30 protein-coding genes, 1 other RNA gene and 1 pseudogene are annotated in these 25720 nt (G+C 72.1%); 10 read left to right on the top strand and 22 right to left on the bottom strand.

Annotated elements, in window-relative coordinates:
• From BU198_RS38715 to BU198_RS38705, 3 genes and pseudogenes are all read left to right on the top strand, one after another.
• A pseudogene (locus BU198_RS38715) lies at positions 1–237 on the top strand (hypothetical protein); the annotation flags it as partial.
• A gap of 90 nt (positions 238–327) precedes the next feature.
• A complete protein-coding gene (locus tag BU198_RS38710; protein ID WP_188296056.1) occupies positions 328–1662 on the top strand; it encodes an MFS transporter in 1335 nt (444 codons plus the stop codon).
• A 13-nt stretch (positions 1663–1675) separates the two neighbouring features.
• Complete coding sequence (locus BU198_RS38705) at positions 1676–2431, top strand: hypothetical protein (protein WP_188296055.1); 756 nt, start codon at positions 1676–1678, stop codon at positions 2429–2431.
• Between the two features lie 35 nt (positions 2432–2466).
• On the opposite strand, the gene BU198_RS38700 is transcribed toward BU198_RS38705, so the two are convergent.
• Entirely contained in the window at positions 2467–2694 is a 228-nt protein-coding gene (locus BU198_RS38700; RefSeq protein ID WP_188296054.1) for a hypothetical protein, read from the bottom strand.
• Between the two features lie 104 nt (positions 2695–2798).
• On the opposite strand from BU198_RS38700, the gene map reads away from it, so the two are divergent.
• Positions 2799–3644, top strand: coding sequence for a type I methionyl aminopeptidase (gene map, locus BU198_RS38695; protein WP_188296053.1), 846 nt, complete (start codon positions 2799–2801; stop codon positions 3642–3644).
• A gap of 66 nt (positions 3645–3710) precedes the next feature.
• Here map and BU198_RS38690 read toward each other — a convergent pair whose 3' ends face one another.
• Positions 3711–4403 carry a bifunctional DNA primase/polymerase gene (locus tag BU198_RS38690; protein ID WP_188296052.1) on the bottom strand — a complete coding sequence of 231 codons (693 nt, stop codon included), beginning with the start codon at positions 4401–4403 and terminating at the stop codon, positions 3711–3713.
• Between the two features lie 513 nt (positions 4404–4916).
• On the opposite strand from BU198_RS38690, the gene BU198_RS38685 reads away from it, so the two are divergent.
• Both BU198_RS38685 and BU198_RS38680 read left to right on the top strand, forming a co-directional pair.
• On the top strand, positions 4917–5135 hold the full coding sequence (locus BU198_RS38685; protein WP_188296065.1) for a hypothetical protein: 219 nt from the start codon (positions 4917–4919) through the stop codon (positions 5133–5135).
• 40 nt (positions 5136–5175) lie between these two features.
• On the top strand, positions 5176–5373 hold the full coding sequence (locus BU198_RS38680) for a hypothetical protein (RefSeq protein ID WP_188296064.1): 198 nt from the start codon (positions 5176–5178) through the stop codon (positions 5371–5373).
• Between the two features lie 51 nt (positions 5374–5424).
• Here the strand turns inward: BU198_RS38680 and BU198_RS38675 are convergent, their stop codons facing one another.
• Entirely contained in the window at positions 5425–6090 is a 666-nt protein-coding gene (locus tag BU198_RS38675; protein ID WP_188296062.1) for a PadR family transcriptional regulator, read from the bottom strand.
• A 175-nt stretch (positions 6091–6265) separates the two neighbouring features.
• On the opposite strand from BU198_RS38675, the gene BU198_RS38670 reads away from it, so the two are divergent.
• Both BU198_RS38670 and BU198_RS38665 read left to right on the top strand, forming a co-directional pair.
• Positions 6266–6664, top strand: coding sequence for an ACT domain-containing protein (locus BU198_RS38670; protein ID WP_188296051.1), 399 nt, complete (start codon positions 6266–6268; stop codon positions 6662–6664).
• 99 nt (positions 6665–6763) lie between these two features.
• On the top strand, positions 6764–7021 hold the full coding sequence (locus BU198_RS38665) for a hypothetical protein (RefSeq protein ID WP_049658025.1): 258 nt from the start codon (positions 6764–6766) through the stop codon (positions 7019–7021).
• 133 nt (positions 7022–7154) lie between these two features.
• Here BU198_RS38665 and BU198_RS38660 read toward each other — a convergent pair whose 3' ends face one another.
• The 13 genes from BU198_RS38660 to BU198_RS38600 all read right to left on the bottom strand — a co-directional run bounded on the left by BU198_RS38660 (position 7155) and on the right by BU198_RS38600 (position 18732).
• Positions 7155–7553 carry a PPOX class F420-dependent oxidoreductase gene (locus BU198_RS38660; RefSeq protein WP_188296050.1) on the bottom strand — a complete coding sequence of 133 codons (399 nt, stop codon included), beginning with the start codon at positions 7551–7553 and terminating at the stop codon, positions 7155–7157.
• Positions 7553–8500, bottom strand: coding sequence for an ACP S-malonyltransferase (locus BU198_RS38655; RefSeq protein ID WP_188296049.1), 948 nt, complete (start codon positions 8498–8500; stop codon positions 7553–7555). The genes BU198_RS38660 and BU198_RS38655 overlap by 1 nt, the downstream gene beginning before the upstream one ends.
• Before the next feature lie 27 nt (positions 8501–8527).
• Positions 8528–8995, bottom strand: a complete 468-nt coding sequence (locus BU198_RS38650; protein ID WP_188296048.1) for a 3-hydroxyacyl-ACP dehydratase FabZ family protein — start codon at positions 8993–8995, stop codon at positions 8528–8530.
• Entirely contained in the window at positions 8992–9372 is a 381-nt protein-coding gene (locus tag BU198_RS38645; protein WP_188296047.1) for a 3-hydroxyacyl-ACP dehydratase FabZ family protein, read from the bottom strand. Before BU198_RS38645 ends, BU198_RS38650 begins: the two co-directional genes overlap by 4 nt.
• A complete protein-coding gene (locus tag BU198_RS38640; protein WP_188296046.1) occupies positions 9369–10901 on the bottom strand; it encodes an MFS transporter in 1533 nt (510 codons plus the stop codon). Before BU198_RS38640 ends, BU198_RS38645 begins: the two co-directional genes overlap by 4 nt.
• A 30-nt stretch (positions 10902–10931) precedes the next feature.
• On the bottom strand, positions 10932–12209 hold the full coding sequence (locus BU198_RS38635; protein ID WP_188296045.1) for a hypothetical protein: 1278 nt from the start codon (positions 12207–12209) through the stop codon (positions 10932–10934).
• A 65-nt stretch (positions 12210–12274) separates the two neighbouring features.
• On the bottom strand, positions 12275–12985 hold the full coding sequence (gene fabG / locus BU198_RS38630; RefSeq protein ID WP_188296044.1) for a 3-oxoacyl-ACP reductase FabG: 711 nt from the start codon (positions 12983–12985) through the stop codon (positions 12275–12277).
• Complete coding sequence (locus BU198_RS38625) at positions 12982–13653, bottom strand: HAD-IA family hydrolase (protein ID WP_188296043.1); 672 nt, start codon at positions 13651–13653, stop codon at positions 12982–12984. The genes fabG and BU198_RS38625 overlap by 4 nt, the downstream gene beginning before the upstream one ends.
• Positions 13650–14585 (bottom strand): AfsA-related hotdog domain-containing protein, encoded by a 936-nt coding sequence (locus BU198_RS38620; RefSeq protein ID WP_188296042.1) that lies wholly within the window; start codon positions 14583–14585, stop codon positions 13650–13652. Before BU198_RS38620 ends, BU198_RS38625 begins: the two co-directional genes overlap by 4 nt.
• Complete coding sequence (locus BU198_RS38615) at positions 14582–16108, bottom strand: FAD-dependent oxidoreductase (protein WP_188296041.1); 1527 nt, start codon at positions 16106–16108, stop codon at positions 14582–14584. Before BU198_RS38615 ends, BU198_RS38620 begins: the two co-directional genes overlap by 4 nt.
• Positions 16105–17202, bottom strand: a complete 1098-nt coding sequence (locus BU198_RS38610; protein ID WP_188296040.1) for a beta-ketoacyl synthase N-terminal-like domain-containing protein — start codon at positions 17200–17202, stop codon at positions 16105–16107. The genes BU198_RS38615 and BU198_RS38610 overlap by 4 nt, the downstream gene beginning before the upstream one ends.
• Positions 17202–18458, bottom strand: coding sequence for a beta-ketoacyl-[acyl-carrier-protein] synthase family protein (locus tag BU198_RS38605; protein ID WP_188296039.1), 1257 nt, complete (start codon positions 18456–18458; stop codon positions 17202–17204). Before BU198_RS38605 ends, BU198_RS38610 begins: the two co-directional genes overlap by 1 nt.
• Positions 18448–18732, bottom strand: coding sequence for an acyl carrier protein (locus BU198_RS38600; protein ID WP_188296038.1), 285 nt, complete (start codon positions 18730–18732; stop codon positions 18448–18450). The genes BU198_RS38605 and BU198_RS38600 overlap by 11 nt, the downstream gene beginning before the upstream one ends.
• 465 nt (positions 18733–19197) lie before the next feature.
• Here BU198_RS38600 and BU198_RS38595 point away from each other — a divergent pair, with 465 nt between their 5' ends.
• Positions 19198–19818 (top strand): TetR/AcrR family transcriptional regulator, encoded by a 621-nt coding sequence (locus BU198_RS38595; protein WP_188296037.1) that lies wholly within the window; start codon positions 19198–19200, stop codon positions 19816–19818.
• A 693-nt stretch (positions 19819–20511) separates the two neighbouring features.
• Here the strand turns inward: BU198_RS38595 and BU198_RS38590 are convergent.
• From BU198_RS38590 to BU198_RS38575, 4 genes are all read right to left on the bottom strand, one after another.
• On the bottom strand, positions 20512–21357 hold the full coding sequence (locus BU198_RS38590; RefSeq protein WP_188296036.1) for a GNAT family N-acetyltransferase: 846 nt from the start codon (positions 21355–21357) through the stop codon (positions 20512–20514).
• A 96-nt stretch (positions 21358–21453) separates the two neighbouring features.
• Positions 21454–21651 (bottom strand): hypothetical protein, encoded by a 198-nt coding sequence (locus BU198_RS38585; protein WP_188296063.1) that lies wholly within the window; start codon positions 21649–21651, stop codon positions 21454–21456.
• A gap of 1 nt (position 21652) precedes the next feature.
• A complete protein-coding gene (locus tag BU198_RS38580; protein WP_188296035.1) occupies positions 21653–22771 on the bottom strand; it encodes a radical SAM protein in 1119 nt (372 codons plus the stop codon).
• Positions 22759–22932 carry a hypothetical protein gene (locus tag BU198_RS38575; RefSeq protein ID WP_188296034.1) on the bottom strand — a complete coding sequence of 58 codons (174 nt, stop codon included), beginning with the start codon at positions 22930–22932 and terminating at the stop codon, positions 22759–22761. The genes BU198_RS38580 and BU198_RS38575 overlap by 13 nt, the downstream gene beginning before the upstream one ends.
• Here BU198_RS38575 and BU198_RS38570 point away from each other — a divergent pair.
• Positions 22931–23491, top strand: coding sequence for a hypothetical protein (locus BU198_RS38570; protein ID WP_188296033.1), 561 nt, complete (start codon positions 22931–22933; stop codon positions 23489–23491). The genes BU198_RS38575 and BU198_RS38570 overlap by 2 nt on opposite strands.
• Before the next feature lie 190 nt (positions 23492–23681).
• On the opposite strand, the gene rnpB is transcribed toward BU198_RS38570, so the two are convergent.
• Together rnpB and BU198_RS38560 are read right to left on the bottom strand one after the other, a co-directional pair.
• Positions 23682–24079, bottom strand: an RNA gene (gene rnpB / locus BU198_RS38565) — RNase P RNA component class A.
• Positions 24080–24092: 13 nt separating this feature from the next.
• A complete protein-coding gene (locus BU198_RS38560) occupies positions 24093–25535 on the bottom strand; it encodes a DHA2 family efflux MFS transporter permease subunit (protein WP_223244060.1) in 1443 nt (480 codons plus the stop codon).
• Positions 25536–25720 lie beyond the last annotated feature (185 nt).

The raw sequence follows: 25720 nt of genomic DNA, 5'->3' as shown, positions 1-25720 counted from the left end.
GCGACCGTGCTCGCGCTGGACGGGGGCACCCCCGACGGGCCAGGCGATCCCGGTGACCTGCACGGCCTTGCGCACGAACGGCTGACCGTCGGCACCGCCGCCGAGGAGCCCTTCGACCTCGCCCAGCACCTGGTCAGCGCGGCCGCCGGGCAGTGGGCAGGCCACCGCTCCGTCCGCGACCGGCTCGCCGGGCTCGCCGGGCGGCTGGCCTCGATGCCCGCGATCAGCCGCTGGTAACCGGGCCGGCCCCGTTCACCACGGGCCGGTTCGCAGGCCGCCCGAAAACCCTTTGCGGGAACGGCGATCGGCGTCCGAGGATAACGGTTCGTGACCGACGAACCCCCGCATCCCCCCGTGCCCGGGCGCGCCCGGACGCTGCTGCGCTCACTGACCCCGGACCTCTCCCCCTGGCGTGCCTCGCGGGACTTCCGCTACCTGTGGACCTCCGGCTGCGTCACCAGCTTCGGCAGCTTCCTGACCCTCGTCGCCGTACCGATGCAGATCAAGGAACTCACCGGCTCCTCCTTCGCGGTCGGCCTGATCGGCGCCGTCGAGCTCGTCCCGCTGGTCGTCTTCGGCCTCTGGGGCGGCGCCCTCGCCGACGCCGTGGACCGCAGGAAGCTGGTGCTGCGCGCCGAGGCGGCGCTCGGCCTGCTGGCCGGACTGCTGCTGCTCAACGCCCTGTTGCCGCACCCGCTGCTCTGGCCGATCTACCTGGTCGCCGCGCTGGTCGCGGCCGCCGACGGCCTCCAGCGCCCGGCACTGGACTCGCTCACCCCGCGGCTCGTCCCGCACCAGCACCTGACCGCCGCGTTCGCCCTCAACTCGCTTTACCACAACGCCGCTTCGGTGGCCGGCCCGGCGCTGGCCGGCGTCGTGGTGGCCTTCGCCGGGGTGCAGACCGCGTACGCGCTGGACATCCTCACCTTCGGCCTCTCGCTGCTGCTGCTCGTCCGGATCAAGGCGGTGCCGCCGCCCACCGGCGCCGAGCGGCCGTCGGTCCGGGCGGTGCTCACCGGCGTCCGCTACGCGTGGAGCCGCAAGGACCTGCTCGGCACCTACGCGATCGACATCTGCGCCATGCTGTTCGCCTACCCGGTGGCCGTCTTCCCCTTCCTGGCCTCGGAGTTGGGCGCGGACTGGGCGCTCGGCCCGATGTACGCGGCGTCCGCCCTGGGCGCCCTGCTGGTCGGCGTGACCAGCGGCTGGACCTCCCGGGTCCACCGGCACGGCCGGCTGCTGCTGGCCGCCGCCGTCGGCTGGGGCGCGGCGATGGCGCTCGCCGGGCTGTCCGGGCACATCTGGCTGGTGCTGCTCGGCCTGGCGCTGGCCGGCGGCGCCGACGAGATCAGCGGGCTCGCCCGCTCGACCATGTGGAACCAGTCCATCCCGGACGCGGTGCGCGGCCGGATGGCGGGCGTCGAACTGCTCAGCTTCTCCGTCGGCCCGCAGCTCGGCCAGGTCAGGGCCGGCACCATGGCCGGACTGGTCGGCGTGCGCGCCTCGGTGTGGGCCGGCGGCCTCGCCTGCGTGGTCGCGGTGCTCGCGGTCGCCGCCGCCCTGCCGAAGCTGCTCTCCTACGACGACCGCACCGACCCGCACGCCGCCGCCGTCCGCGCCGAGCACGAACGCGCCGCCCGGGAGGCCGTCACCGCGGTGTGACAGACTCCCGCCCATGGCGGTGGGGGGTTGGCAGAAGTGGGCGGGCCTGGTGCTCGTCCTGACCGTGCTGGCGGGCATCGTGGCCGGCTGGCTGTTCTGGCCGGACGGCGGGACGGTGAGGCCGGCCATCCGGGCGGACCGTACGGCCAGCGGACCGCCGCCGCCGGACCTGCGGGCGCTCGCCGACTCCCCCGAGGTGGTCGCCGCCGACCGGGCGCTCGGCGCGGAGATCGACCGCCGGCTCGCCTCGCTCCTCCCCGCGCTCTCCGGCGCCGAGGTGATCGGCGAGGGCCTCCGGGACGGCTGCGCCGTCGGGCCGAGCTGGTCCGACGGCTTCGGCACCCGCCGGCCGGCCGCGGAGTGCCGCCGACAGGTGGTCAGGTACCTGGCGGTGGCGGGCGATCCGCAGCAGATCCGGTCCCGGTGGGAGCCCGCGCTGACCGCCCAGGGCGCCAGGGCGGCCGACACCAACGCCTCGCCCCGGCCGGGCGAGGTGCTCTGGTACGGCTTCCCCCGGGAGGACAGCGCGGACCTGCTCGGGGTGCGTCTGGGCTTCGACGAGCGGAAGGGCCCCGAGGCCTCGGCCACCCCCGGCCTGAACGTCCCCCGGCCGCGGTCCCCCGACGACGGCGTGACGGCCTGGGCGGACCGCGGGTCCCGCCCTCCGGGGCCGCAGGACCAGGCGGCCGCCCAGGCCTTCGCGAGCGGGCGGCGCCTCGTCGTGCTGGAGATCTCGGAGAACTACTTCACCGGCCCCGAGCCGCGCTGACCACCGGCTCCCGCCCCTCGGCCGCCGAGCGGCCGCTACTCGGTGTCGTCCTCGGGCCGGTCGTTCCAGTGCGGGTCGTTGCGCCACTCCCGGTTGCGCTCGTCCGCGATCCGCAGCGCCTGGGCGGCCTCTTCTCGGCTGGCGTACGGCCCCAGGCGGTCCTTCGCCGGACACTCCGGCCCCTCCTCGACCTTCTGGTGCTTGATGCAGTAGAACCACTCGCCGGGCTTGCCGGTCGGCTTGCGGTTGAATCCGAGGGGCATGGCACTCTCCCGTTCGAAGGATGGGTCGGTACCGATCATTCCCCGCAGCGGGCCCGGCCGCACACCGCCCGGGTCCGGCCCGGCCCGACGACTAGACTCGCGGCATGGCTCTCGTACCCGGCATCCAGTCCCCCACCCGCAAGGTCCCGGCGAACATCGCGCGCCCCGAGTACGTCGGCAAGCCCGCGCCGACGCCGTACACCGGGCCCGAGGTGCAGACCGCCGAGACGGTCGAGAAGATGCGGATCGCCGGCGGGATCGCCGCCCGGGCGATGGAGGAGGCGGCGAAGCTGATCGCCCCCGGCGTCACCACCGACGCGCTGGACGCCGTCGCCCACGCGTACATGTGCGACCACGGCGCCTACCCCTCCGACCTCGGCTACCGGGGCTTCCCCAAGTCCGTCTGCACCTCGATCAACGAGGTGATCTGCCACGGCATTCCGGACTCGACCGTGCTCCAGGACGGCGACATCGTCAACATCGACGCCACCGCGTACATCCACGGGGTGCACGGCGACCTCAACGCCACCTACCTGGTCGGCGACGTGGACGAGGAGTCCCGGCTGCTGGTCGAGCGCACCAGGGAGTCCCTCGACCGGGCGATCAAGGCGGTCAAGCCGGGCCGGCAGATCAACGTCATCGGGCGGGTCATCGAGTCCTACGCCAAGCGCTTCGGCTACGGCGTGGTACGGGACTTCACCGGGCACGGCATCAACACGTCGTTCCACTCCGGCCTGATCATCCCGCACTACGACAGCGAGCGGGCCACCGAGGTGATCAAGCCGGGCATGACCTTCACCATCGAGCCGATGCTGACCCTGGGCACCTACGACTACGAGGTCTGGGCGGACGGCTGGACGGTCGTCACCAAGGACCGCAAGCGCACCGCCCAGTTCGAGCACACCCTGGTGGTCACGGCGGACGGCGCGGAGATCCTCACCCTGCCGTGACGACGTGCCGGCGTGACGCCGCTCGACCGCGGCGTCGCGCGCCCGGCATGATCCACAAGAGAGGCCCTAGCCGATCAGCCACTGCTCCTCGGCGACGGCGCCCACCTCGGTGCAGGCGTCGGTGAGCACGTCCAGGACGCGCAGCGGGTCCGGCAGCGGCTGCTCGGGCCCGCGCAGCCACCGCACCTGGGAGCCGTCCGGCAGCGCGGCCGGCGGCAGCAGGGTGTACGAGCCGCGGCAGTGCCAGCGCAGGCCCGGGTGCTCGGACATGGTGTCCGGGGTGGAGTCGAGCGCGCTCGGCCACCACTCGTCCTCGTCCTGAGGGGTGCCGCGGGTGGCGGTGAAGAACAGGTAGCGGTCCTCACCGACGGCGGCGACCGGGCCCTCGACGCCGAGCGCGGTCAGCCGCTCCAGCGCCAGCCGGCCGGCCTCCACCGGGACGTCCAGCACGTCGTGCACCCGGCCGGTGGCGGTGACGAAGTTGGCCTGCGGGTCGCGGGCGAGCCAGCGGGAGAGCTGCTCCGGGTCAGTGGTGGCCTGGGTCTGCCAGGCGAAGGAGACCGGGTGCTGGGCGGGGGCGGGACACGCCACCCGGTCACAGGAACACCGGTAGCCGGCCGGATGCGCGGCGGGCGCGAGCGGGAATCCGGCGCGCACCGCGCCGAGCAGCTGATCGAGTCCGGCCGGGCCGTCCGCGCCCCCTGCCCGCTGACGATCACGCCTCTGCCACCAGGTCGTCCACCTGCCGCCGGCTTCCATCGGGCCCCTTCCGCGCAACTGCCGTGCCTGGTGCGACACAGCGTTCGACGTACCACTCGGACGCAACGCACGGCGCCCCCGGCTGCTTCCCGGGGTGTTCGGCCCTGACGTCCGCGCCCTGCCGGCCGCGGCCCGGGGTCACCGGACGGCCGACGCCGGGGTCACGGTACGCAGTCGCGGCAGCACGCTGTCCGCGCCAAACCGGCCGGAGGGAACGCGGATTCGCGCCTCACCCGGCCCGTACGGGGCCCGCTGACCCGGGGTGGACCCCGAGGGCGTAACAGGAAGGATAAGGGTGCGGAGGCCTTCCGGATGACCGGGGGCGGTGCCTCTCCGGTCACACTCGCGGTGCCGCCGGCGGGCGCGCCCCGGGCACGCTCCGGGCACGCCGCCCGCACGCGGCGCCCCGCCCGCCCTCCCGCCCGGGAGTTGCCGGTCACCCCCGGACTCCCCCTGCGGCCCCGCCTCCAGGGCCGATCCCAGGTCACCCCGTGGAGGTGAGACCCTGGGGGGATGAAGAGCGCGGACACCGCATTCGTCGGCGGCCCCCTGGACGGGCGGATCCTGCCCGTCCCGCTGGGGCCGATGCTCGGCGTGCCCAAGAAGTACAAGGTGCCGGTCCCCGCGCACGGCGAGGCCCCCGCGCGCACACTGGTGTACGTCCGGAGCAAGCAGGTTCGGGGCCTGAGCTGGTTCTGGCGCTACGAGTACGACGAGGCGGCCTCCGGCTGACGGCCGCCTCCTTCCCCGCAGGCTCCCCCGGGAGGTCGGCATGGCGAGGACGGTACGGCACCCGAGGAACCGCTCCCGCGCGGTCGAGCACCACAACCGGCAGGTCGCCGGCGTCACCGGGGTGCTGCTCCTGGCGGTGTGCCTCTACAGCGTGATCATCGAGCCGAACGCCTGGCTCTGGTTCGGCTGGGCGGTGCTGCTGCTGGTGTGCGCGGCCCTGTTCGTGGTCCGGCCGTGAGGCCTTCTCCCCGGCCGCCCGGGCAGCGGCACCGCCCCGCCCCCGGGCCGGTCAGTCGTCCTCGGCGAGGATGAGGTACAGCTTCTTGCGGGCCTCGGTCAGCACCGTCAGGCCCTTGGTGCGCTGCGCCTCGGTGCCGGTGGCCATGACCTGGCGGATCGCCTGGTCGACGGCGGCGAGCGCCTGGCCGACCTCCTGGACGGCCTCCCAGTCGACCTCCCGGCCGGCCTCCGCCCACGGTTCGTCCGGCCCGGCGTCGGCCTCGGCCCGGCCCGCCTCGGTGAGCGAGACCAGCCGCTTGCCGCCGACCTCCTCCGCGGTGATCAGGCCCTCCTCCTCCAGCAGCTGGAGGTTGGGGTAGATCGACCCCGGGCTGGGCCGCCAGGCTCCGCCGGTCCGCTCGGCGATCTCGGCGATCATCTCGTAGCCGTGCATCGGCCGCTCCTTGAGCAGCGCCAGCAGCGAGGCCCTGACGTCACCGCGCCTGGCCCGGCCACCGCGCCGCCCGTGCGGACCGCCGCGCCGGCCGCCGTGCCCGCCGAAGCCGTGCCCGTACGGGCCGCCCATCGGCCGGCCGGGGCCGCCACCGCCGAACGGCGGACCGAACCCGCCGAACGCCTCCCGGCCCTCGGCGCCCTCTCCGGGCATCCCCCGGAAATCCGGGCCCTGGCCACGGCGGAACCCGCCGCCCACCGGGCCCTCCCAACGGAACCGCATTCCCTGACGTTCCGAGCGCATCGCGCCCACCTCCTCGGATCCCTGAGGTTCAACGAGGCAGTCGAGTTACTGTCTCGATAGTTCGACGATATATCGGCGACTGTCGCTCGTCAACGGATTCCGACACGCCCGCGAAGCGCCCCGCATCCCCCGTCCAGCCGCTACGGTGGCGGGCATGGCCGCAGAACGAGACCTTGCGACGCTGCTGCGCGGAATGAGCCCGCGGCTCGACCCGGGGCGGTACGTCTACTGCACGCTCCCCACGCGGGTGCCCGCCGGCATGCGGCCGGTGGTGACCGTCGCCGAGCCCGAGGGAATGACGGTGGTGGTCGCCCAGGAGGAGGCGGACGCGCTCGGGCTGCGCTACGAGTACGTGGCGGCCTGGATCACCCTGCGGATCCACTCGGCGCTGGAGGCCGTCGGGCTGACCGCCGCCGTGTCCGGCCGGCTCGCCGAGGAGGGCATCAGCTGCAACGTGGTGGCCGGCTTCCACCACGACCACCTGTTCGTCGCCGCCGACGACGCCGACCGCGCCGTCCGGGCCCTGGAGGACCTCGCCGCCCGCTCCGTCTGACGACGCCGCCGAGTGGCCGTCTCCCCGGCAGGCTCCAAGACTGGGAGTGACCGCGCGGCCGCTCCCGGCCGCCGCCCCCACCGGAAGGAGACGGCCGTCATGGCCATCTGCGTCACCTGCGGCAACGACTACTGGCTGGCCTTCGAGATCAGGACGGTCACCGGCGACACCTACACCTTCGACAGCTTCGAGTGCGCGATGGAGAAGCTCGCCCCGCGCTGCGAACAGTGCGACGTCCGCATCGTCGGCCACGGCGTCGAGGTGGCGGGCATGTTCTTCTGCTGCGCCAACTGCGCCCGCGTCAACGGCGGCCTCGGCGACCAGATCCGCGACGCCGTCGGCGCGCGCCCCGCCTGACGGGGCCGCCGCGAGCGAACGCAACCGGCGGTGGCCTCCACGGACGAGACGTCCGCGGAGGCCACCGCCGGTGCACCGCCGAGCCCGGTCGGCCAGTCGCCCTACGGCCTCCGAGTTCTCCGAGTCCTCGGAGTCACTGGTAGCGGGCCGTCTCCGGCCGGACGACCAGGCGGACCCGGGTGAGGACGTCCGGAGGCAGTTGCCCGTTGAGCTCACGGCCGTACCGGGCGGCCAGGCGCCGGAAGAACTCGCCCTCGGTGTCCGGCACGATCCGGTGCACCCGGCCCCGGACCTCCAGGCAGCGGTACGGCTGCTCCGGGTCGTTGACCGACACGGAGACCCGGTCGTCGCGTCGGACGTTGGCGTACTTGGCCCGAGTGGTCGACGTGCTGAACGACAACTCGCCGTCCTCCCACAGGAACCACATCGGGTTGACCTGCGGGGCACCGTCCGCCCTGAGGGTGCCCAGATGGCAGAAGAGCGGCCGGGTCAGCAGGTCCTCCTGGCCGGCCGGCACCACCTGGCGGGCCATCAGGCGCCACTGCCGGCGAGAGCGGGTACGGCGTCCAGGTCGTCCGCCGAGCGCAGGGCCACCGTCCGCGTCCAGGGGCGGGCCCGCTCGGCCAGCTTCGTCAACGGCCCCGCGGGCGCCAGCTCGACGTGCAGCGTCCGCGCCGAGGAGTGCCGGGCGATGGACTCCGCACACAGGTCCCACCGGACGGCCGAGGTGAGCTGCGCGACCAGCCGCTGCCGGAGGTCGTCCGGTCCGGTGACGAGTGAGCCGTCGGCGTTGCCCAGCATCGCCGAGTCCGGCGCCCGCCACGGCGCCCTGGCCACGGCGCGGGCGAAGGGCTCCAGGGCCGGAGCCATCGCCTCGGTGTGGAAGGCCCCGGCCACCTCCAGCCGGACCACCCGCATGCCGGCCGGCGGGTTCGCACCGAAGGCCTCCACCGCGGCCGAGGGACCGGCCGCCACGAACTGGTGGCTGCCGTTCCAGTTGGCCACGGACAGTCCCCCGGCCCGGATCGCGTCGACGATCGCCTCGTCCGCCGCGCCGTCCCGCTTGGACGGCATGCACGCCGCCATGCCGGTCGGGGCCGTCGCGCACGCCGCCGACATGGCCTTCCCGCGTTCCCGGGCGAGGGCGACCGCCGCACCCGGGGGGAGGTAGCCCGCACCGGCGGCCGCGGCCAGCTCGCCGACGGAGTGCCCGGCGTACAGCACCCGGCCGGGGTCCACGTCCAGCCGGGCCCGCAGCCGCTTCAGCGACAGCAGCGCCGCCGCTGTGATCAGCGGCTGCGCGACGGCGGTGTCAGCCATCGCGGCGGCGTCACGGCCGGCCTCCAGCAGATCGAGCCCCGCGGACTCGGACCAGTCGGCGAGCAGTTCCCGGGCGTACGGTGCCGAGGCCAGCCAGGAGTCGAGCATGCCCGGTCGGTGCGCCCCCTGACCCGGCACGGTGATCACGTGGTCGTACATGGTGCCTCACTTTCGTCGGACGGCTGGTCAGTCTGCGCTGTTCGCCGCGGCGAGGGAGCCCGGCGGCCGGCTCAGGGTGATCGCGCGCTCCACGGTGAGCACGGTCTGTCCGTCACCGGCGCGGGAGACCCCGGAGAACACCGCGGTGTCCTCGTGCGCTTCGAGCAGTCGCACCGCGTGCACGAGGAGTTCGCCCGCCCGGACCGATCCCTCGAAGCGCAGGTTGCGGGCCGAGCCGAACACCAGCAGCCGGTCGCGCGAACCCTCCTCGGCGTCGAGCACGGCCAGCAGCCCGCACGCCTGGAGGAAGGACTCCAGCACCAGGGTCGACGGGAGCCGGGCCGGTCGGGCCGATCCGGCGTGGCTGCCGACTTCGTGCTGGGACACGGCCTTGACGGCGGTCAGCTCGCCGGGCGCGTGGGCGAGGATCCGGTCGACGTGGAGCGCCGGGTGGCCGTACGGCAGCAGGTCGGCCGGGTCCGGGTACTCGGTCATGACGTGCACCTCCAGGTCGCGGCGATCCGGGCACACCGCCGGCCGTCGACGGTGCAGGTCGTCGTGGTCGACAGCAGCGGGCGTTCTCCGGTGACCCGCGTGTCGAACAGCACCTCCTCCCCCGCCAGGACCGGCAGGCTGAACCGGGCTGACTCGACGGAGAGCAGTTCGATCCCCCCGGGCACGCCGTCCAGGTGGAGTTCGAGCATCTGCTGCACGCCCTCGATCAGGAACACCCCGGGGTAGACCGTCAGCGACGGGAAGTGCCCGGCCAGGTAGGGGTCGTCGGCGCGCACCCGCTTGCGGCCGAGGAATCCGCCCTCCCGCGCCTCGACCGTGTCCACCGCGGACAGCGGCAACTGCCGGGTGGCGGTCACCGCTTGCCGTCCTGACGGCGGAGCAGCACCAGCACGGCCACCACCGACAGCGCGGCGAGTACCACCGAGATCCACATCACCTGGTGAAACGCCGAGGCGTGCGCCGAGGCGAGGGTGGAGACCTGGTCCGGGTGCTGCGCGAAGAGCTGCTTGACGTCACCCGTGGCCAGTTCGTCCGCCGCCCTGGCGGCGTTCAGGTCCGCGGGCAGCGAGGCGTCCGCGAGCCGGGTGTTGACGAACGACGCGACCAGGGCGACGACGACCACGGAGGCGAGGGACTCCGCGGCCAGCCGGATGGTGTTGAACATCCCCGCCGCCATGCCGGCCGAGGTGTTCGGCACGGAGCCGACCGCCGCACCGTCCATGACGCCGTTGAGCACACCGACACCGGCGCCGGTGACGGCCAGCGGGACCGCCAGCGCCCACAGCGCGCTGTCGCCCTCGACGAAGGTCAGCCCGAACGCGCCGAGGCCGATCAGCGCGAGGCCGCCGACCAGGATCAGCCGCAGCGGCACGCCCGCGGCGCTCAGCCGGCCGGACAGCATCGGCACCAGGAAGATGGGTACGGTCAGCAGCAGGATCCGCAGGCCGGCCGCCCCGTTGCCCAGTCCGCTCACGCTGAACAGGAAGGCGGGGAGCAGCAGGAGCAGGCCGATGAAGCCGAACGCGAACTCGATGTTGACCAGGTTGACCGTCAGGAACTGGCGGTCGGCGAAGAGGCCCATCTCGAACATCGGGCTGCTCGTGCGCCGCTCGTGGAGAACGAACAGGACGAAGGTCAGCACCGCGCCCGCGAACAGGGTGACGGTGCGCACGTCCGCCCACCCCGACTGCGGGCCCTCGATCGTACCGATGGTGAGCAGCAGCAGCGCGGCGGTGAACAGGCCCGCCCCGAGGAAGTCGAAGCGGTTGCCGCCCTTGCTGCGGGACTCGGTCAGCACCAGCGAGCCGAGCAGCCCCGCCGCCACGATCAGCGCGTGGAAACCGAACACCGCGCGCCAGTTCAGGAGTTGAGCGATGAAGCCGCTGATGGTCGGCCCGAGCGCGAGCCCGGCGCCGATCACCACACCGACCAGCCCGAAGGCCTTGGCCCGGGCCGGGCCGTCGAACGTGTTGGCCACGATGGCGGTCATCGACGTCACGATGGCGCCGGCCCCGATCCCGGCGGCGGCCCTGGCCACGTCGATCACCAGGGTGCTCTGGGCCAGGACGGTGACCAGCAGGGAGGCCAGGTACATCCCGGCGCCGAGGCGGAAGACCCGGCGCCTGCCGTACTGGTCGGCGAGCACGCCGGTGGCGAGCATGGTGCTCGCCGCGGCCACGTTGTAGGCGTTGACCACCCATTGGAGCGGGGCCAGGCCACCGCCCAGGTCGGTGCCGATTCCCGGTAGCAGGAGCGGCGTGCCGCTGACTCCGAGGGGCACGATCACGACTGCCACCGCGGCCACCGCGAGCACCGGCCACGACGGTGTGCGGCGGTCGCGGGTGTCGGCGGTGCCCGTGCGGATGACGGACTCCGTGCTGGTCACTGTTGGATTTCCTGTCTGTGAGGTCTTGGCCTAGGCGGCGAGCGAACCCGCGAACGAGGCGATGGCACGTACGAGGGAGTTGGCGGGCAGGTCGGCGAAGAGGACGTCGTGGTGGCTCAGCGCCTTGTCCTCGACGAGGTCGAGGCGGCTGATGGCCGACAGCTGGGCGAGTTCCTTCGCGGCCTCCAGCGAGGAGCCGTTGGTGAACGCGGAGGCGTAGGCCAGCACCGGGACGTCGATCTCCTTGGCGTGCAGGCCGCGCAGGCCGAGCAGCTCGGTGATCTCGTTCGGCCGCAGCGGGTCCGCGGCGATCAGGTCGAGCAGGGTGCGGTTCATCGTGTACCACTGGAACCCGCCCGCGCCCAGCGCGTGGGCGTGGGCGACGACACCGAGCCGGGTCGGGCCGTCCTGTACCCAGGTGCCGCCCTCGAAGTGGCCGGCCGTCACGCCGTAGCCCGGCTTGGCGTTGCCCAGGTTGACCAGGGCGGCGAAGACCTCGTGGTTGGTGGCCGAGGCCGGCACGGAGTACCGCTCCGGCAGGCGGGCGGCCAGCGGCGAGGGGGCGGTGGGCTGCTCCAGCACCGCCCGGGCCGCCAGCTTGTAGAACAGTGCGGCGGTCTCCGGCGGGCCGTCGAAGCCGAGGGTGGCCGACGTCGAGGTGTCGGCCTCGAACACGCCGCCCGAGCGGATGCCGGCCAGCCAGCCCTGTGCGGTGCCGAGGTCGATGCCGAACTCCATGCCGGCGCCGCGGAAGGCGTTGAGCGCACCGCCGTCGACCAGGATCAGGCCGTCGATGCTCCGGTGGCCGCCGACTCCGTCGAAGTCCCAGGTCGCGTAGTGCACGGCCTCGGCAGAGCCCACGGAGTGCCCCGCGAGCAGGACCTTGCGCCCGCCCTCGGCGGCCGCGGCGACCGCCACCCGGATGTCGTCGACCAGGACCTGCAGCCCCCACTCGGCGTACTCGCCGAACCGGGCCGCGTCGGGGCGCCGGTGGCCGCCGTCGAGGTAGTGGGCCACGGCCTGGTCCAGGGGCGCCTCGGCCCGGGAGGTGTCGGCGAGGAACACCTCGCGCCGGTCCATGGCCCAGAGCTGCAGGTCGGGCGCGACCGCGGCGACGCTGCGGCCCAGGGCGGTGAAGCCGGCGGCCGTGCCCTCCTTGCCGCCGAGGAACAGCACGACCGTGGAGGCGTGCGGGTTGCCGATCTTCAGCAGGCCGATGGAGGCCTCCGTGCCGGTCCCGGTCGACGCCGGGAGGGTCACGTACTCCTCGCGCCAGGGGCGGAAGGAGGTGGTCAGGGTCGTGTCCATGACTGGATGTTCCTTTCGGTGGTTCTTCTCGACTTCGGTTGCCGCGGGCGGGGTGGGCGGGCGGGTCACACGCCCATCCCGATGCCGCCGCCGATGGGTATCGAGGCTCCGGTGATGAACCCGGCCTCGTCGGAGATCAGGAAGCCGACCAGAGCGGCCACTTCCTCGGGTGTTCCGGTGCGGCGCAGCGGGGTCTGGGAGACCACCTGGTCGCGCCTGCGGTCCGTCAGGCCGGCGATCATCTCGGTCTCGATGAGGCCGGGCAGGACGGCGTTGGCCGTGATGCGCGCCCGCCCCAGTTCCCAGGCGAGGGAGCGGGTCAGGCCGATCAGCCCGCTCTTGGAGGCGGAGTAGCTGGTCTGCCCCGGCGAGCCCCACAGGCCCATGACCGAGGAGACGAACACGATCCGGCCCCACTTGTTCGACATCATGTCGGACACGGCCTCGCGGACGACGTTGAAGGCGCCCGTGAGGTTGGTGTCCAGCACGCCGGCCACGTCGCCGGCGTTCTGGGTGACCAGCAGGCCGTCCTGGGTGATGCCCGCGCTGCTGACGACGATGTCGATCTCGCCGAGCACCTCGCGGGCCTCGCGCACCGCCGAGGCCACCGAGTCGGGATCGCGGACGTCGCAGTGGACGAACGAGACGCCGTCCACCTCGGGGCGGGTGCTGCGGTAGGTGCCGACGACGCGGTACCCGCGCTTGGCCAGGTCCCTGGCGATGGCCTCACCGATGCCCCGGTTGGCCCCGGTGACAAATGCCGATCGCGAGCTCATCGCGACACTCCTTCACAGATCGCCGCGGTGCCGCTCATCATCGAGTCGATGAGCGCGATCGCGGATGTGGTCGCGTCCCCGCCGGAGAGCACGCCGCCCCAGCCCGCTTCCCGGGCGCCTGCGACGTTGCCCGGCAGGTCGTCGGCCAGGACGTTGAACCGGGGGGCCAGGCCCGAGCGGGCCTCGGCGAGACGGAATATCCGGGTTTCGGGTTTGCGCGTGCCGGCGTCGCAGGACAGCAGCACGTCGTCGAAGCCGTCCGCGACGGCGGGGAAGGCGGTCAGGGCCCCCCGCCACTCGACCGGCAGGTTGGACATCAGCCCGACGAAGGCGCCGGCCGCCCGCCACTTCCGCAGGGCCGCCGCCCAGTCCTCGTCGAGCCGCCGGTCGCTCCACCACCGGGTGGCGAAGTCGGACAGGTCTGCGGACACGTCGAAGCGGCTGAGCAGCTCGCGCTCGATCTCCCCGGTCCAGCGGCGCTCGTCGAGGACGCCGGAGTCGAGCACCGCCATTCCGTCCGGGCTGCCGTGGCGCTCGCCGATGGCGCGCAGGCACCGCATGATCTGCGCGGGGGTGAAGTCCGCGCCCTCGCAGAACCGGCGCACCCCCTCGGCCAGCGGCGGGGTGAGGACGCCGCGGAAGTCGCTCCAGATGGCGATCCGGGTCATGACCGCCTCGCCATCGACGTCAGCTCGAACCACATCCCGGTGACGACGCGGTCGTCCTGCCGGCAGCTGACCTCGACGTGGTTGCCGGACCTCCGGGCGACGACGGTGGTCCGGGTGTCGAGTTCGGCGAATCCGGGGAACTCCGCGCGGCAGCCGCTGATGATCCAGTCCACCGGGCGGTCGGTGCACGCCAGGGCGAGCTGGCGGCCCGCCTCGATGAGCACCATCGCGGGGTAGTGGTCGTAGTCGTGGTCGAACAGGCTGGTGTTGGCCAGGTCCGCGTCGAGGAGCGCGGTGGCCCCGTCGGCGGTACGCTCCAGCCCGGCCAGCACGACGTTGGCCGTCTGCGTCCGGCCGACCCGCGCGGGCTCGGCGATGTCCCGGTGGCGCCGGAAGGTGGCCCGCATCGTCGCGGTGGTCGGTGCCGCGGAACCGTTGCGCTGGTAGGCGCGCAGGTCCGCGTACCGCCCCTTGGGTACCCCCTGGACAGCCATCCGCGAGTTCAGCACGGGCTCGTTCGAGCCGCTGACGACGGCCTCCTGCGAGTAATCGATCTGCTTCGGCGAGCCGTCGGCGCGCAGCTTCATCTGCTCCATGGAGGTGGTGATCATCAGCTCCTTGGTGGAGTTCACCAGGGTGTCGACGTTGCTCAGCCGGATGTCGATGGAGTTGAAGAACGCCGCGACCCCGAGCGGAACGCCCTCGAAGCGGTGTGCCGCGCTGATCGCCGCTTGTCTGCACGCCTCGGTCATCAGCAGCAGGTCGAGCCGGTGCCGGCCGTGGTGGTCCAGGTAGTAGGGGCTGATGTCGGTGGTGACCGTCGTGGTGTGGTACCGGTGTTCGGTGCCCCAGCTCGGCGGGGAGACCAGGATCTCCTGCGGGTTGGCGCGGTGCACCAGCTCCTGGGTGATGCGGTTGACGGCCGTGGTCATCGAGTGCTGTCCCCCCTGTTGCGAGCGGTCTTCGGTGCGAGTTCGGCCACGATCCCGTCCGGACGCACGACGCAGGTGACGCGCCGGCTGATGCCCAGGGCGGATCGCAGGGCCGGACCGGTCAGTGACACGACGTCGAGCCCCGCCCCCTGGGCGACCGACTGCCGCACCTTGCTGTGGCGACCCGCCGTACCCGCGGGGTCGAACTCGATGGCGATCGGCTCGGTCAACGACAGGAAGTCGTGCAGGCGCGTCCCGCCGACGGTGTCCGTGGGAATCGCGACGTTCGGCAGCCTGGCGTGGCTGCGGAGCACCCCGACGGCCTTCGGCCGGCCCTGCCCGGGGCCCGGGCTGAACCGCTGGGCGATCTGGGTCTGGCGGGGGATGACCATGCGGTCGAGCAGCCCGGTGCGCTCGGCGCCGTACAGCACCGCGTCCCGCAGGCGGCGGCGCAGCCCGCGCACGCCCCACAGCCGGGTCTGGAGGTCGGTGTCGCGCAACACGTTCTCGACGACCTGGTGGCGTTCGTCCGCCCACTGGGTGAAGACCCGGCCGGACTCCGCCGCGGACCGCGGGTTCCGGCAGATCGCGCCGAGGCGCCACGCGAGGCTGGTCGCGTCCTCCACACCGGTGTTGATGCCCTGCCCGCCCGCCGGGCTGTGCGCGTGGGCGGCGTCCCCGACCAGGAACACCCGGTCCCGCCAGACCTGTTCCGCGGCCTTGCGGTGGATCCGGAACCGCCCGGCCGTGTGGCCGTCGAGGAACCGCACCGGAACCGGCGACCGCTGGTCCACCACGCGCGCCACCGTGTCGACCAGCGCCTCGCCCTCCGGTATCTCGCGGGGTGCGCTGATGAAGGCACGCCACTGCTCGTTCGGGAGCGGCACCATGACAAGCACACCGGTGTCGGTCATGAAGTAGTGCGCGGAGTCGGTGGAAAGCCCGGTGTCGCAGGGACCGTCCGAGAGGAGGAAGGTCTGCTCGTAGGTCTGGCCCACGAACTCGACGCCGATCGCCGAGCGGACGGAGCTGTGGACCCCGTCCGCCCCGATCACCCAGTCGTGGGCCTCCTCCTGCGCGGCACCGGTGCCCAGGTCGGTCAGCGTCGCGGTCACCGTGTCCACGTCCTGCCGCAGCGCGGTCAGTTCGGTGTGGGTGCGGATCGAGCCACCGAGTTCGGACAGGCGGTCCCGCAGGACGCGCTCGGTGGTGTGCTGCGGGATGGCCAGTGCGAACGGGTACTTGGTGTGCCGCAGCCTGCGAAAGGTCATACTGGCGACGCGGGTGCCGTTGGAGTGGTACTGCTGGCCGGTGAGGCGGTGGCCCTCGGCCACCAACCGGTCGGCGACGCCCAGGCGTTCGAAGCTCTCCAGCGCGCGCGGCCACAGCACCACGGCCTTCGGATGGGTGTGCGGCGCGGCGGCCTTGTCGACCACGGTCACCGGCAGCCCCTGGAGGCGCAGGGAGATGGCGGCGGACAGGCCGACCGGGCCGGCGCCCACGATCAGGATCCGGGGGCTCATGTCCCGGCCCCGATCCGCAGGACGGCCGCCCCGACGGCGCCGGAGATGTCGATCCCCGTGATCAGCGCCGTGTCGCCGGGCCGTCCGACCGCCAGGGCGGCCGCGACCTGGAGGGCCCCGGTGGCGCTCCCGCACTCGCCGAGCGCCTTGCGCACGTCCACCCTTTCGGCGGTGAACCCGGCCAGTGCGGCTTGTTCGGCCGCGGCCAGCACCGTCCCCTCCGAACCGGGCAGGACGAGGTCGACGGCGGTGCCCTCCACCCCGGCCTGCCGGAGCACACCGGTGATCACCCGGCGCAGGGCGTCGCTGTACCCGCCGGCCGAGCGGTCGGGGGCGAAGCCCACCGCGCAGGCCGGTACGGTCGCCAGCACGGGCGCCTCGCTGAGGCCCTCGGGCTCCAGCGCGAACACCGCGGCGGCCTCGCTGACCGGTACGGTCTCGTGCACGATCTTCTTCGACCGGATGCCCCACGCGGTGTGCGGGGACAGCTCCTCCACCCCGCCCACCAGCATCCGCTGCCCGTGGCCGCGGCTGATCAGCCGCGCCGCGTACTGCAGCGCCGAGAAGGCGCTGAGGTTGCCGTTGGCCAGCGTGGAGTTGGGGCCGCTGAACCGGTGCCAGATCGCGATCTGGCTCGCGCAGCAGTTCATCGTGGTGTTGGGGAACTGGGCCGGGTTGACCAGGTCGATGCCGGCCCCCTCGATCACCCGGGAGTCCAGTTCGACGCTGCTGCGGAGGCTGCCCACCATGCTGCCCATCGCGACACCGGTGGACAGCCAGGAGTCGTCGGTGATTCCGGCCCGCTCGGTCAGCGCGCGCTTGAGCGTGGCACTGACCGCCAGTCCGAGAGCGGTGGTGCGGTCGATGTTCTTCGTGCCCTTCCTGGGCACGAAGTCGGTGATCCTGAAGGAGGGCACGGCCGAGATGCGGCCGGGAATCCCGGTGTAGTCACCGGCGTCCGCCAACGGCGGCGGGTTCTGCGGCAGAGCGTCGGCCGCGGGCACGTTCAGGCGTTCCCGTAACGCGTCCATGCCGAGGCCGGCGACGGACAGGACGGAGATGTCGGTGATCCGAGGTGCACTGGTCTGGCTCATCACACCGACTCCCCCGCCGCTGCGGCCACGGGACGATCCGTGACGGCGCCGAATATCGTGATCGCGTTGTTCCCGCCGAACGCGAAACCGTGGTTCTGGGCGACCTTCACGTCCGCGTTCCGCGCCTTGCCGGCGACGAAGTCGATGCCGGGTCCGAGTTCGGGATCGACCTCGGTGAGGTTGATCGTCGGCGGCAGGAAGGAATCCTCGATCGCCTTGCAGCAGGCGATGGCACCGAATCCGCTCGCCGCGCCCATGGTGTGCCCCAGCATCGATTTGATGGAGCTCATCGGCGGGTGCGCGTCACCGAAGACGCTGCGCGTCGCGGTGACTTCGGTGACGTCGTTGGTCGGTGTGCCGGTGCCGTGGGCGGAGATGTAGTCGACGCTGCCCGCGTCGATCCCGGAGTGCGCGTGGGCCTTCCGGATGCAGTCCGCGATGCTGTCCGCGTCCGGGTGCACGATGTGGTGCGCGTCGCAGGACAGCCCGTAGCCGAGGAGTTCGGCGTAGATGTGGGCGCCGCGGCTGGTGGCGTGCTCCAGTTCCTCCAGCATGAGCACCGCACCGCCCTCGGCGGTGACGATGCCGGTCCGGTTGCGGTCGAACGGCCTTCCCACCCCGTCGGCGATGGCGCCGAGGCTGAGGAACCCCGCGTGGGTGAACCGGTTGACGCTGTCGGCGCCACCCGCGAACATGACGTCCGCCTCGCCCGAAACGATCTTGTCGCCGGCGCTGCCGATGGCGTAGTTGGCCGCCGAACAGGCCGTGGGAATCGTCATCGTCTCGCCGTGGAGGCCGAGTTCGACCGAGACGGCGGCGGCGATGTTGCCGGCGGGTAACTGACTGACCAGGCCGGCGTCCATCAGGCCGGGACCGTGGTCCAGCCAGTGGCCGGTCAGGGTGTCGACCGTGGGAGCCTCCCCGTTGGTCGTCCCGATGATCGCCCCGGTCGCCAGCCGCAGTTCCTCGGTCAACTCGATGCCCGAGTCCTGCGCGGCCAGTCGCGCGGCGGCGGCTGCGATCTGCGCGGTCCGGCCCCAGTCGCCCGGGTCGATCGTGCAGACGATCGATTCCGGTACGAAGTCGTGCACTTCGCCGCCGAGGTGGCTGCTGAAGTCGCTGCTGTCGAAGGACCGGATCTCCGAGATCCCGCTCCGGCCGTTCTTGATGCCTTCGGTGAAACTCTCGACGCCGGTGCCGATGCTGCTGACGCAGCCGATTCCGGTGACGACCACCCGACGGGTCCTAGCCTTCATTGACGGCCTCCCCGGCGGCGCGCAGCTGGATGATCCGCCGGATGATCTCGTCAACGGTGCGCAGCTCCCCGACCTCTTCCCGGGGCAGACGGATCGCCAGTTCCTTGTTCACCCTCGCGAGGACCTGGATCAGGCCGAGCGAGTCCGCCTCGTAGTCGTCGATCAGGTTCGCGGTCAGGTCGACCTCGCCGGGCTCGACATCGAGTTCGAGTTCGTCGATGACGATCTCCAAGGTGACCTGCTTGATGGTCTCGTCGCTGAGCTTGGTTTCCACTTGTTCCTCCGTGACTGGATATGGGCAGCCGATGTCACCGGCAGTGCCACTCAAGGTTTGGTGGGGCGTCGTTCCGGCCTCGACGGGCGGTCTTCTCACGGCCCGTCAGGCCAGGCTCCGGGTGTCACCGTTGACCCGGAAGGGAATTTCTCCTGAACACCGATCTCCGGCGGAGTCCCCGTCGTGGACGGAGGACCCTCTCGCGCTCACGCGCGGCACGGCCGATCGGGCCGGCCATCCGGGGCTCGACGCGCCCCGGTCCGGTGGCGATCCGATCCCGCGGGCACGACTGCGCCCGCGCCATCAGCCACTGACGCCCACCTGCGTTTGCTACCCACGTCTTCGCTCGCCCCCGTAGCGACGGTCAGCCCCATGTGGGACTGACTCCCACAAGGGTTATACACCCAGAAGGTAATCGCTGCCTAGTGGGGGTCAAACCCATACGGGTGCTGCTACCTTCCGCTTATGACTCGCAAATCGCCTCAGAAGCACCAGCCGGAGTCGCTACGCGACATCAAGAAAGCCGAGGTCAAGGAGCAGATCCTCCGCTCGGCGCGCGAACTCGGCACCACCTTCGGCTACGACGCGACCACCGTCGCGCAGATCTGCCGACACGCCCGCGTGGGCACCAGCACCTTCTTCCGGTACTTCCCGGAGAAGCAGGGGGTGTTCCTGGCCCCCGAAGTCGAGCTGTGGGACCGGTACCTGGAGGAACTGCCCCCCGAGGCGTCGACCATGGCGGACCTCAACGACCCGCTCGAGCACGTGCTGTCGACCGCGGGCGAACAGTGGGCGGACGACTTCGCCGCCTCCCTCGACCTCGCGGCCGGGAGCATGACGCTGGCCAAGCACAGCTTCGACCACTGCGTCGAGATGGAGCTCACCATCCTCGGCAGGGTCGTCGCGAACGGCGCCCAGGACAGCCTCGTGACCCACATGCGGGTCGGAGTCTTCCTGGCCTCGTGGCGCATCGCCCAGAGCCGCTGGCGTGAGGCCGACGACCGCACCATCAGCTCACTGACCACGATCAGGCGGGAGGCGTTCGACCTGGTGAAGCACCTCGGGGCCAGCCCGCAGTCGGCCTGATCCCCTCGGCCTGATCCCCTCGGACGGACCTATCCGGACCGGGCGGGGCCGACCAGTAGCCGGGGGCATGGGGTGGGCGGCCGCATCCACCCCATGGGCTACGTGGGTCGACCGCAGCGTCCCGGGGCGCGGGGGTTCCCACCTTGTGGCGACGCCGTCCCCGTCCGGCTCCGGGAGGAGGCGGCCGCAGAGAGCCCCGCACGCGGTTCGGCGGTGAGCACCCCGCTCCCACGAGTGGCGGCTGCGAGCCTCACCGCACGGCTGTCCACCGCGCGCCCGGAGTGATCATGAAGCGATCTCCGCCCGTGCGTGCTCGGCACCCAAGGTCGGGCCAGGCTCAGCCGGCCCCGGCCCTTGCTCCCTCAAACGACCGAACACGGCGATGGCCACAGAGCACCGGCCGCATACCAAGATCGATCCGTGGGACTTTCGAGGGCCTTCCTGCCGCCTGACACGGCAAGCCCCCGAAAGACCAAAGGGGGCCTCCGACGCAGGTCGGAGGCCCCTCCGGGGGCGGAGCCCCAAGCCAGGCGGCGGAAGAGTCGGCCCGTACGCCGGGCAGAGTCCCCTTGCGGGCACTGAGCTGGGAAAACGTCCTGCCAAAGGGTCCGATCGCCACGTGATCGCCACACCTTCGGCGACCGCCACTCATCGGGCCTCTTCAGCGGCTCCTCGTCCGTCGTGAGGCTCTCGTCAGATGGTGTTGGTGCAGACGAATCCGAGGTCGGCCAGGCCCTCGCTCCGGCACAGTCGGTCGGATGCGCCCCCGGCAGCTGTCTGCAAGAGCTGGTAGTCGGCGCCGCGCTCCTTGCCCCAGTGCATCGCCGAGCGCCACAGGAGCCGCCCGAGGCCGAGGTTGCGGTATTCCGGCAGAACACCGAAATACTGCGGGAGGAGTCGTCGCCTACCGATGGGGTCGGGCATGGTCTCCATGGGGCCGATTGCGCCTACTACGCGCTCGTCCTGGACAGCGACCAGCACGGGGCCGGCGCTGTCGATCCGGGAGTGCAGGAACACGAAGCCCTCACTGGCCAGCTTCTCGGCGAACTCGGGGAAGGATGTCCGGATAGCTTCGGTCTGTTGGCTGAGGACCTCAATTCCCTCGACGCCTGGTGCGTCCTGGTCGAAGGTGCGTAGCTGCACGCGGGTAGAGGTGGCCACTGGGTCGGCGGTGTCCGGGAACCACACCACACGGGCTTGAGATGCGTCGCGCCCGGCGGCGAGCTTGGCGGCCAGCTCTTCGGCCTCCTGCCGGTGCTCGCGGGCGCCGTAGAGATGGACGCGCAGGATGCCACGACCGGTGATGGTGGGGATCAGCGTGCGAGCCTGGTCCTGAACGACGGCGTCCACCAGGACATGCTCGTCCTTGTGGTCGGACCACCGCCGGTCCTTGTCGTGCGGCAGGAATTCTCCAGTGCCAGCGACAGCGAACACCTCGGCCAGAAGCTCAGCGGAAATGGCTTCGGGGTGGAGCGGCCCGAGCGTCGGGAAATACGGGACGCACATCACGGGGCGCAGCAAGTCCCAGCGCAGATCCATACCCGCACCCTACTCGCCCGCCCCGCGCGGCTCAGGCCCCGGCGCGGAGAGCGCCGGGGCCTGAGCGTTACTGATCAGGTGCGATCAGCGGGTGGTTCAGTGGGGGTTGTCGTCGCCCGCGTTGCAGGAACACTTCACGCTGTCCATGACGTCGTCCAGGTCGCCGACGGCGATGATCTCGGTGACGGGCGGGGTCGGGGCCGTGATCGGCCGCGTGAGGTACGGCAGGCGCTGGGCCGGGCCGTCGTCCGAGAGCGGACGCCTCGGGGAGAGTTCGACAGCTACAGCAGTCATGTCACCCTGCTTTCTTGATCCCGTGCTGGCAGTAACTTGCGAGTGGTGCCTTCGCCTCCTGGTAGTGCTTGGCCAGCGGCCGGCACACGGTGCACGCGCCGGAGAGCTGGCAGCCGGAGCATCCACCGGTGCGAAGCATGAGGCGGTCGGCGATGGCGCCGAGTCGGGCGAGGCCGTTGATCCCCTCGGTGGGGAGGCTGATTTGGTCGTCACGGCCGATCTTGCAGATGGACACCAGCCCGTGTGGGTCGGTGTGGAAGAAGGTGTGTCCGGCGTTGCAGCCGCCGAACGGCTTGCGCATCCGCAGGTGCTCCTTGGACTGCGCGGTCAGCGACTCCGCCCCGCCGTAGATCGTCGGAGTCATGTTGGTGAAGACGTTGTACTCCAGCCCCCAGCCTTCGCACAGGGCGATCATCGCCTGTTCCTCGGTGGCGTTGTCCTCGGTGACGATGATGCTCATCCGCAGCGGCAGCTTGGCCCTGCGGCCGGCGTTCATGCCCTGGATGAACAGGTCCCAGGCGCCCTGCCGCTGGGTCAGCTCGTCGTAGCCGGCCTTGGTCGCCCCGTACATCGACACCGTGACCCGGTAGGGCGGGCGCTCGCGGAACATCTCCAGCAGGTTCTCCCGCCACAGCAACGAGGCGTTGGTGGAGACGGTGATCATCATGCCCAGCTCGAACGCGCGGCGGTACGAGGGCATGAAGTCCCGGTCCACGGTGGGCTCGCCCCCGGTGATCTGGATCCAGAGAACGCCGGCCTCGGCCATGATGCCCAGGCAGGTGAGCTTGTCCGCGAGCGGCATACCCGAGTTGACCTTGAGCCCGAGATAGCAGTGCTTGCACGTGTAGTTGCAGCCGAGGTTGATCTCCCAGCTGGCTCGCGAGTAGCCCCACGTGGAGGGCTGCCGGACCAGCAGGACGTCACCCGCAGGACGGCCGGTCACGTCCAGGTCGGCCCACTGGGCGCGCACGGCATCCGCCAGCCACGAGGGAGCTGTCCGGGCTGGGTCGTGGGCACGCTGCTCCTCGTAGTTGGCCTGCGGGAGCCGGAGACCGCCCCGGCCACCAGGGCGCACCAACAGGTTTTCGTCCAGGAACGGACTGGCGATCAGGTCGTGCACGTGTTCCCCTCCTTCGCCGAGCGGTATTCGGTGGCTGTGACGCCCCGAGGCCCTGCCTGCGACGGAGTGTTCGGTGGGCAGCCGATCTCGGCCCAGACCCATTTGCCGAACGGAGCTTCGTCGACGCCCCAGCGGTTGGCGATACCGTCGACGAGGCCCATGCCGCGCATGGTCCCGCTCAACTACGGCGCTCCCGGGGCGGCCGCTCGGATCGCCGAGCAGGCCCGGCGGGAGGCGGGGAGCAGCCCGACGGCGGCCGCAGCGCTCGCCGCGGCCGTCACAGCGCGTGCTCTGGCAGCCTCCGGCGACCTCGAAGGGGCCCGGCGAGCGGTAGACGACACGCGGAATCTGGCGGAGCGCCTGAACGGCGCCGAGGCGGCCGACACCTGGTTCGGCTACCCCGAGCAGAAGCACCACGTGCACCTGTCGCAGGCGTACACACTGCTGGGCGACACGGGCAGCGCCTACCAGGCACAGGAGGACGCCTTGGCGCTCACGGACTCTCCGTCGGTCATGGCGCGCGCCCTGCTGGCAGTGGACACCGTCGCATGCCTCCGCGTCGACGGCGACCCGACCGGTGCGGCTGAGATGGCGTCCGGAGTGTGGGAGCGGCTGCCGGCCGCCTACCGTGAGGGCCTGATCCGATCCCGCACCGAGACGCTGCATCGCCGGCTCACCGGTCGGCCGTACGCGCTGCTCGGAGAGGCGCTGGCCGGCTAGCTGCAACGAGGCTACCGGGGGCTCTTGGACGCTGCTTCGACCGTTCTCACCGCCACACGATCGCCACCGCACACCCAGAAACAGGCTGCAGTAGGCGCGAAGAGTCGGCAAGCGATTACAGATCTTCGAGACATGAAAAGGCCCCTGATCTGCGAAGTTGCAGATCAGGGGCCTCACTCAAGCCAGGCGGCGGAAGAGTCGGCCTGTACGCCGGGTTCTGTCTCCCGGGTTGCTTGCGCGGCCCGGGGAGGCGGCCATCCATCTAGGGCTGCCGTTGCCGACAGCCTCGTGCGGTCCACCCGCGGACTCGGGCGAGCAGCCTTCGAACGTCCGCGCACGGTGCCCGAGGGCACCGATCTTGACCTTGCTCCAGGTGGGGTTTACCTAGCCGTCCGGGTCACCCCGGTCGCTGGTGGTCTCTTACACCACCGTTTCACCCTTACCCACCGCGAGAAGCGGTGGGCGGTCTGTTTTCTGTGGCACTGTCCCGCGGGTCACCCCGGGTGGGCGTTACCCACCACCATGCTCTGTGGAGCCCGGACGTTCCTCGGCGGGTCTGGGACCCGTCGCGACCGCCCGGCCGGCTCTTCCGCCGTAGTGGTCATGGTAGCCGCTCGGGCGGTGCCTCCCGAACCCGGGACCGGACGGCGGGCGGCTCGGCGCCGAGCCGGGCGGCCACCCGGGCGGCCGTGGCGCTCGCCCAGGCGGTGGTGGTGACCAGGCCCAGGGCGAGGACGGCGCCGCCGAGACCGACCAGGATCCACCAGCCGGCGTGGCTGGCCGGGGCGAAGCCGGTCGCGACCGGGCCGGCCACCGCCGAGGTGACGACCGTGCCGATCACCGCCACGCCCAGCGACTGGCCGACCTGACGGCTGGTCGAGGCGACCGCGGCCGCCACCCCCGCCTGGGCGCGCGGCATGCCGGCGACCGCGGCGTTGGTGATCGGCGCGTTCACCATGCCGAAGCCGAAGCCGAACAGCGCGTACGCGACCAGCAGCAGGGCCGGCGGGGAGTCGGCGGCGAGCCTGGTGAGCAGCAGCCCGCTCGCGGCGAGGCCGAGCCCGGCCGCGACCAGCGGCAGGCGCGGGCCCCGGCTGCCGACGATCCGCCCGGACAGCGGCGCGCAGACCAGCATCATCCCGGCCATCGGCAGCGTCCACAGGCCGGCCTCGACCGGACTGTAGTGCCGGACGTCCTGGAGGTAGAGGGTGTTGAGGAAGAGGAAGCCGCCGAGTGCGGCGAAGGCGCAGACCGCGGTGACGGTGGCCCCGGCGAACGGCGCGCTCGCGAAGAACCGCGGGTCCACCAGCGGCTCGGCCACCCGCCGTTCCCAGAGCGGGAACGCGATCAGCGCGGCCACCGCGGTCCCGGCCAGGGCCAGGATCAGCGGGGATGTCCAGCCGTGGCCCGGGCCCTCGATGATCGCGGCGGTGCCGCAGCCGAGCAGCACGATCATCAGCAGCTGCCCCACCGGGTCCAGCCGGCGCGGCCGGGGCGCGCGGGACTCCGGGACGTAGCGGGCGGTCAGCGCGATGGCGGCGAGCGCCACCGGGACGTTGACCAGGAAGATCGACGGCCAGCCGGCACCGTCCACCAGGAAGCCGCCGAGCAGCGGGCCGAGCGCCATCGAGATGCCGACCACACCGCCCCAGACGCCGATCGCCCTGGCCCGTTCCCGCGGGTCCGTGAAGGTGTTGGTGATGATCGACATCGCCACCGGGTTGAGCATCGAGCCGCCCACCGCCTGGAGCGCCCGGAACGCCACCAGCCAGCCCAGGCTCGGCGCCTGACTGCACAGCAGGGAACCGAGCGCGAAGCAGACCAGGCCGGTCTGGAACACCCGGCGGCGGCCGAAGCGGTCGGCCACCGAGCCGAACAGCATCAGCAGCGAGGCCAGCACCAGGGTGTAGGCGTCGATGATCCACTGGAGCCCGGACGCCGGGGCGCCGAGGTCCCGCTGGATCACCGGCAGGGCGATGTTCACCACGGTGTTGTCGAGGCCGACGATGAACAGGCTCAGGCAGCAGACCGCCAGGACGAGCAGACGGCGGCGGGCCCCGGGCTCGGACCCGGGGGCGGGCGCGGGAGCGGCGGCGCGGGGCTGGGGGGCGGGCACGGACCGATCCTCCCACCGCGGGACGGGCCGGGGCGGGTGGGCGGCGCGTCCGGGTGGCGCGTCCGGGTGATGCGTCCGGACGGCGGCGGCGGGCGGCTACACCGCCGTGAAGC

The sequence above is a fragment of the Streptomyces sp. CBMA156 genome (assembly GCF_014596515.1).
In the GTDB taxonomy this organism is placed as follows: Bacteria; Actinomycetota; Actinomycetes; order Streptomycetales; family Streptomycetaceae; genus Kitasatospora.
The sequence above is the reverse complement of the archived record's forward strand: the minus strand, read 5'-3'. Positions and strand labels throughout refer to the sequence as shown.

Bases quoted from the DNA above. Each gene is read 5' to 3' on its own strand.
- BU198_RS38605 (WP_188296039.1), bottom strand. From the start codon at position 18,458: ATGAAGGCTAGGACCCGTCGGGTGGTCGTCACCGGAATCGGCTGCGTC.
- BU198_RS38655 (WP_188296049.1), bottom strand. From the start codon at position 8,500: ATGTACGACCACGTGATCACCGTGCCGGGTCAGGGGGCGCACCGACCG.
- BU198_RS38650 (WP_188296048.1), bottom strand. From the start codon at position 8,995: ATGACCGAGTACCCGGACCCGGCCGACCTGCTGCCGTACGGCCACCCG.
- BU198_RS38705 (WP_188296055.1), top strand. From the start codon at position 1,676: ATGGCGGTGGGGGGTTGGCAGAAGTGGGCGGGCCTGGTGCTCGTCCTG.
- BU198_RS38680 (WP_188296064.1), top strand. From the start codon at position 5,176: ATGGCGAGGACGGTACGGCACCCGAGGAACCGCTCCCGCGCGGTCGAG.
- BU198_RS38665 (WP_049658025.1), top strand. From the start codon at position 6,764: ATGGCCATCTGCGTCACCTGCGGCAACGACTACTGGCTGGCCTTCGAG.
- BU198_RS38585 (WP_188296063.1), bottom strand. From the start codon at position 21,651: ATGACTGCTGTAGCTGTCGAACTCTCCCCGAGGCGTCCGCTCTCGGAC.
- BU198_RS38690 (WP_188296052.1), bottom strand. From the start codon at position 4,403: ATGGAAGCCGGCGGCAGGTGGACGACCTGGTGGCAGAGGCGTGATCGT.
- fabG (WP_188296044.1), bottom strand. From the start codon at position 12,985: ATGAGCTCGCGATCGGCATTTGTCACCGGGGCCAACCGGGGCATCGGT.
- BU198_RS38615 (WP_188296041.1), bottom strand. From the start codon at position 16,108: ATGAGCCCCCGGATCCTGATCGTGGGCGCCGGCCCGGTCGGCCTGTCC.
- BU198_RS38635 (WP_188296045.1), bottom strand. From the start codon at position 12,209: ATGGACACGACCCTGACCACCTCCTTCCGCCCCTGGCGCGAGGAGTAC.
- BU198_RS38590 (WP_188296036.1), bottom strand. From the start codon at position 21,357: ATGGATCTGCGCTGGGACTTGCTGCGCCCCGTGATGTGCGTCCCGTAT.
- BU198_RS38670 (WP_188296051.1), top strand. From the start codon at position 6,266: ATGGCCGCAGAACGAGACCTTGCGACGCTGCTGCGCGGAATGAGCCCG.
- BU198_RS38660 (WP_188296050.1), bottom strand. From the start codon at position 7,553: ATGGCCCGCCAGGTGGTGCCGGCCGGCCAGGAGGACCTGCTGACCCGG.
- BU198_RS38625 (WP_188296043.1), bottom strand. From the start codon at position 13,653: ATGACCCGGATCGCCATCTGGAGCGACTTCCGCGGCGTCCTCACCCCG.
- map (WP_188296053.1), top strand. From the start codon at position 2,799: ATGGCTCTCGTACCCGGCATCCAGTCCCCCACCCGCAAGGTCCCGGCG.
- BU198_RS38595 (WP_188296037.1), top strand. From the start codon at position 19,198: ATGACTCGCAAATCGCCTCAGAAGCACCAGCCGGAGTCGCTACGCGAC.
- BU198_RS38575 (WP_188296034.1), bottom strand. From the start codon at position 22,932: ATGGGCCTCGTCGACGGTATCGCCAACCGCTGGGGCGTCGACGAAGCT.
- BU198_RS38570 (WP_188296033.1), top strand. From the start codon at position 22,931: ATGCCGCGCATGGTCCCGCTCAACTACGGCGCTCCCGGGGCGGCCGCT.
- BU198_RS38675 (WP_188296062.1), bottom strand. From the start codon at position 6,090: ATGCGGTTCCGTTGGGAGGGCCCGGTGGGCGGCGGGTTCCGCCGTGGC.
- BU198_RS38610 (WP_188296040.1), bottom strand. From the start codon at position 17,202: ATGAGCCAGACCAGTGCACCTCGGATCACCGACATCTCCGTCCTGTCC.
- BU198_RS38700 (WP_188296054.1), bottom strand. From the start codon at position 2,694: ATGCCCCTCGGATTCAACCGCAAGCCGACCGGCAAGCCCGGCGAGTGG.
- BU198_RS38685 (WP_188296065.1), top strand. From the start codon at position 4,917: ATGAAGAGCGCGGACACCGCATTCGTCGGCGGCCCCCTGGACGGGCGG.
- BU198_RS38620 (WP_188296042.1), bottom strand. From the start codon at position 14,585: ATGACCACGGCCGTCAACCGCATCACCCAGGAGCTGGTGCACCGCGCC.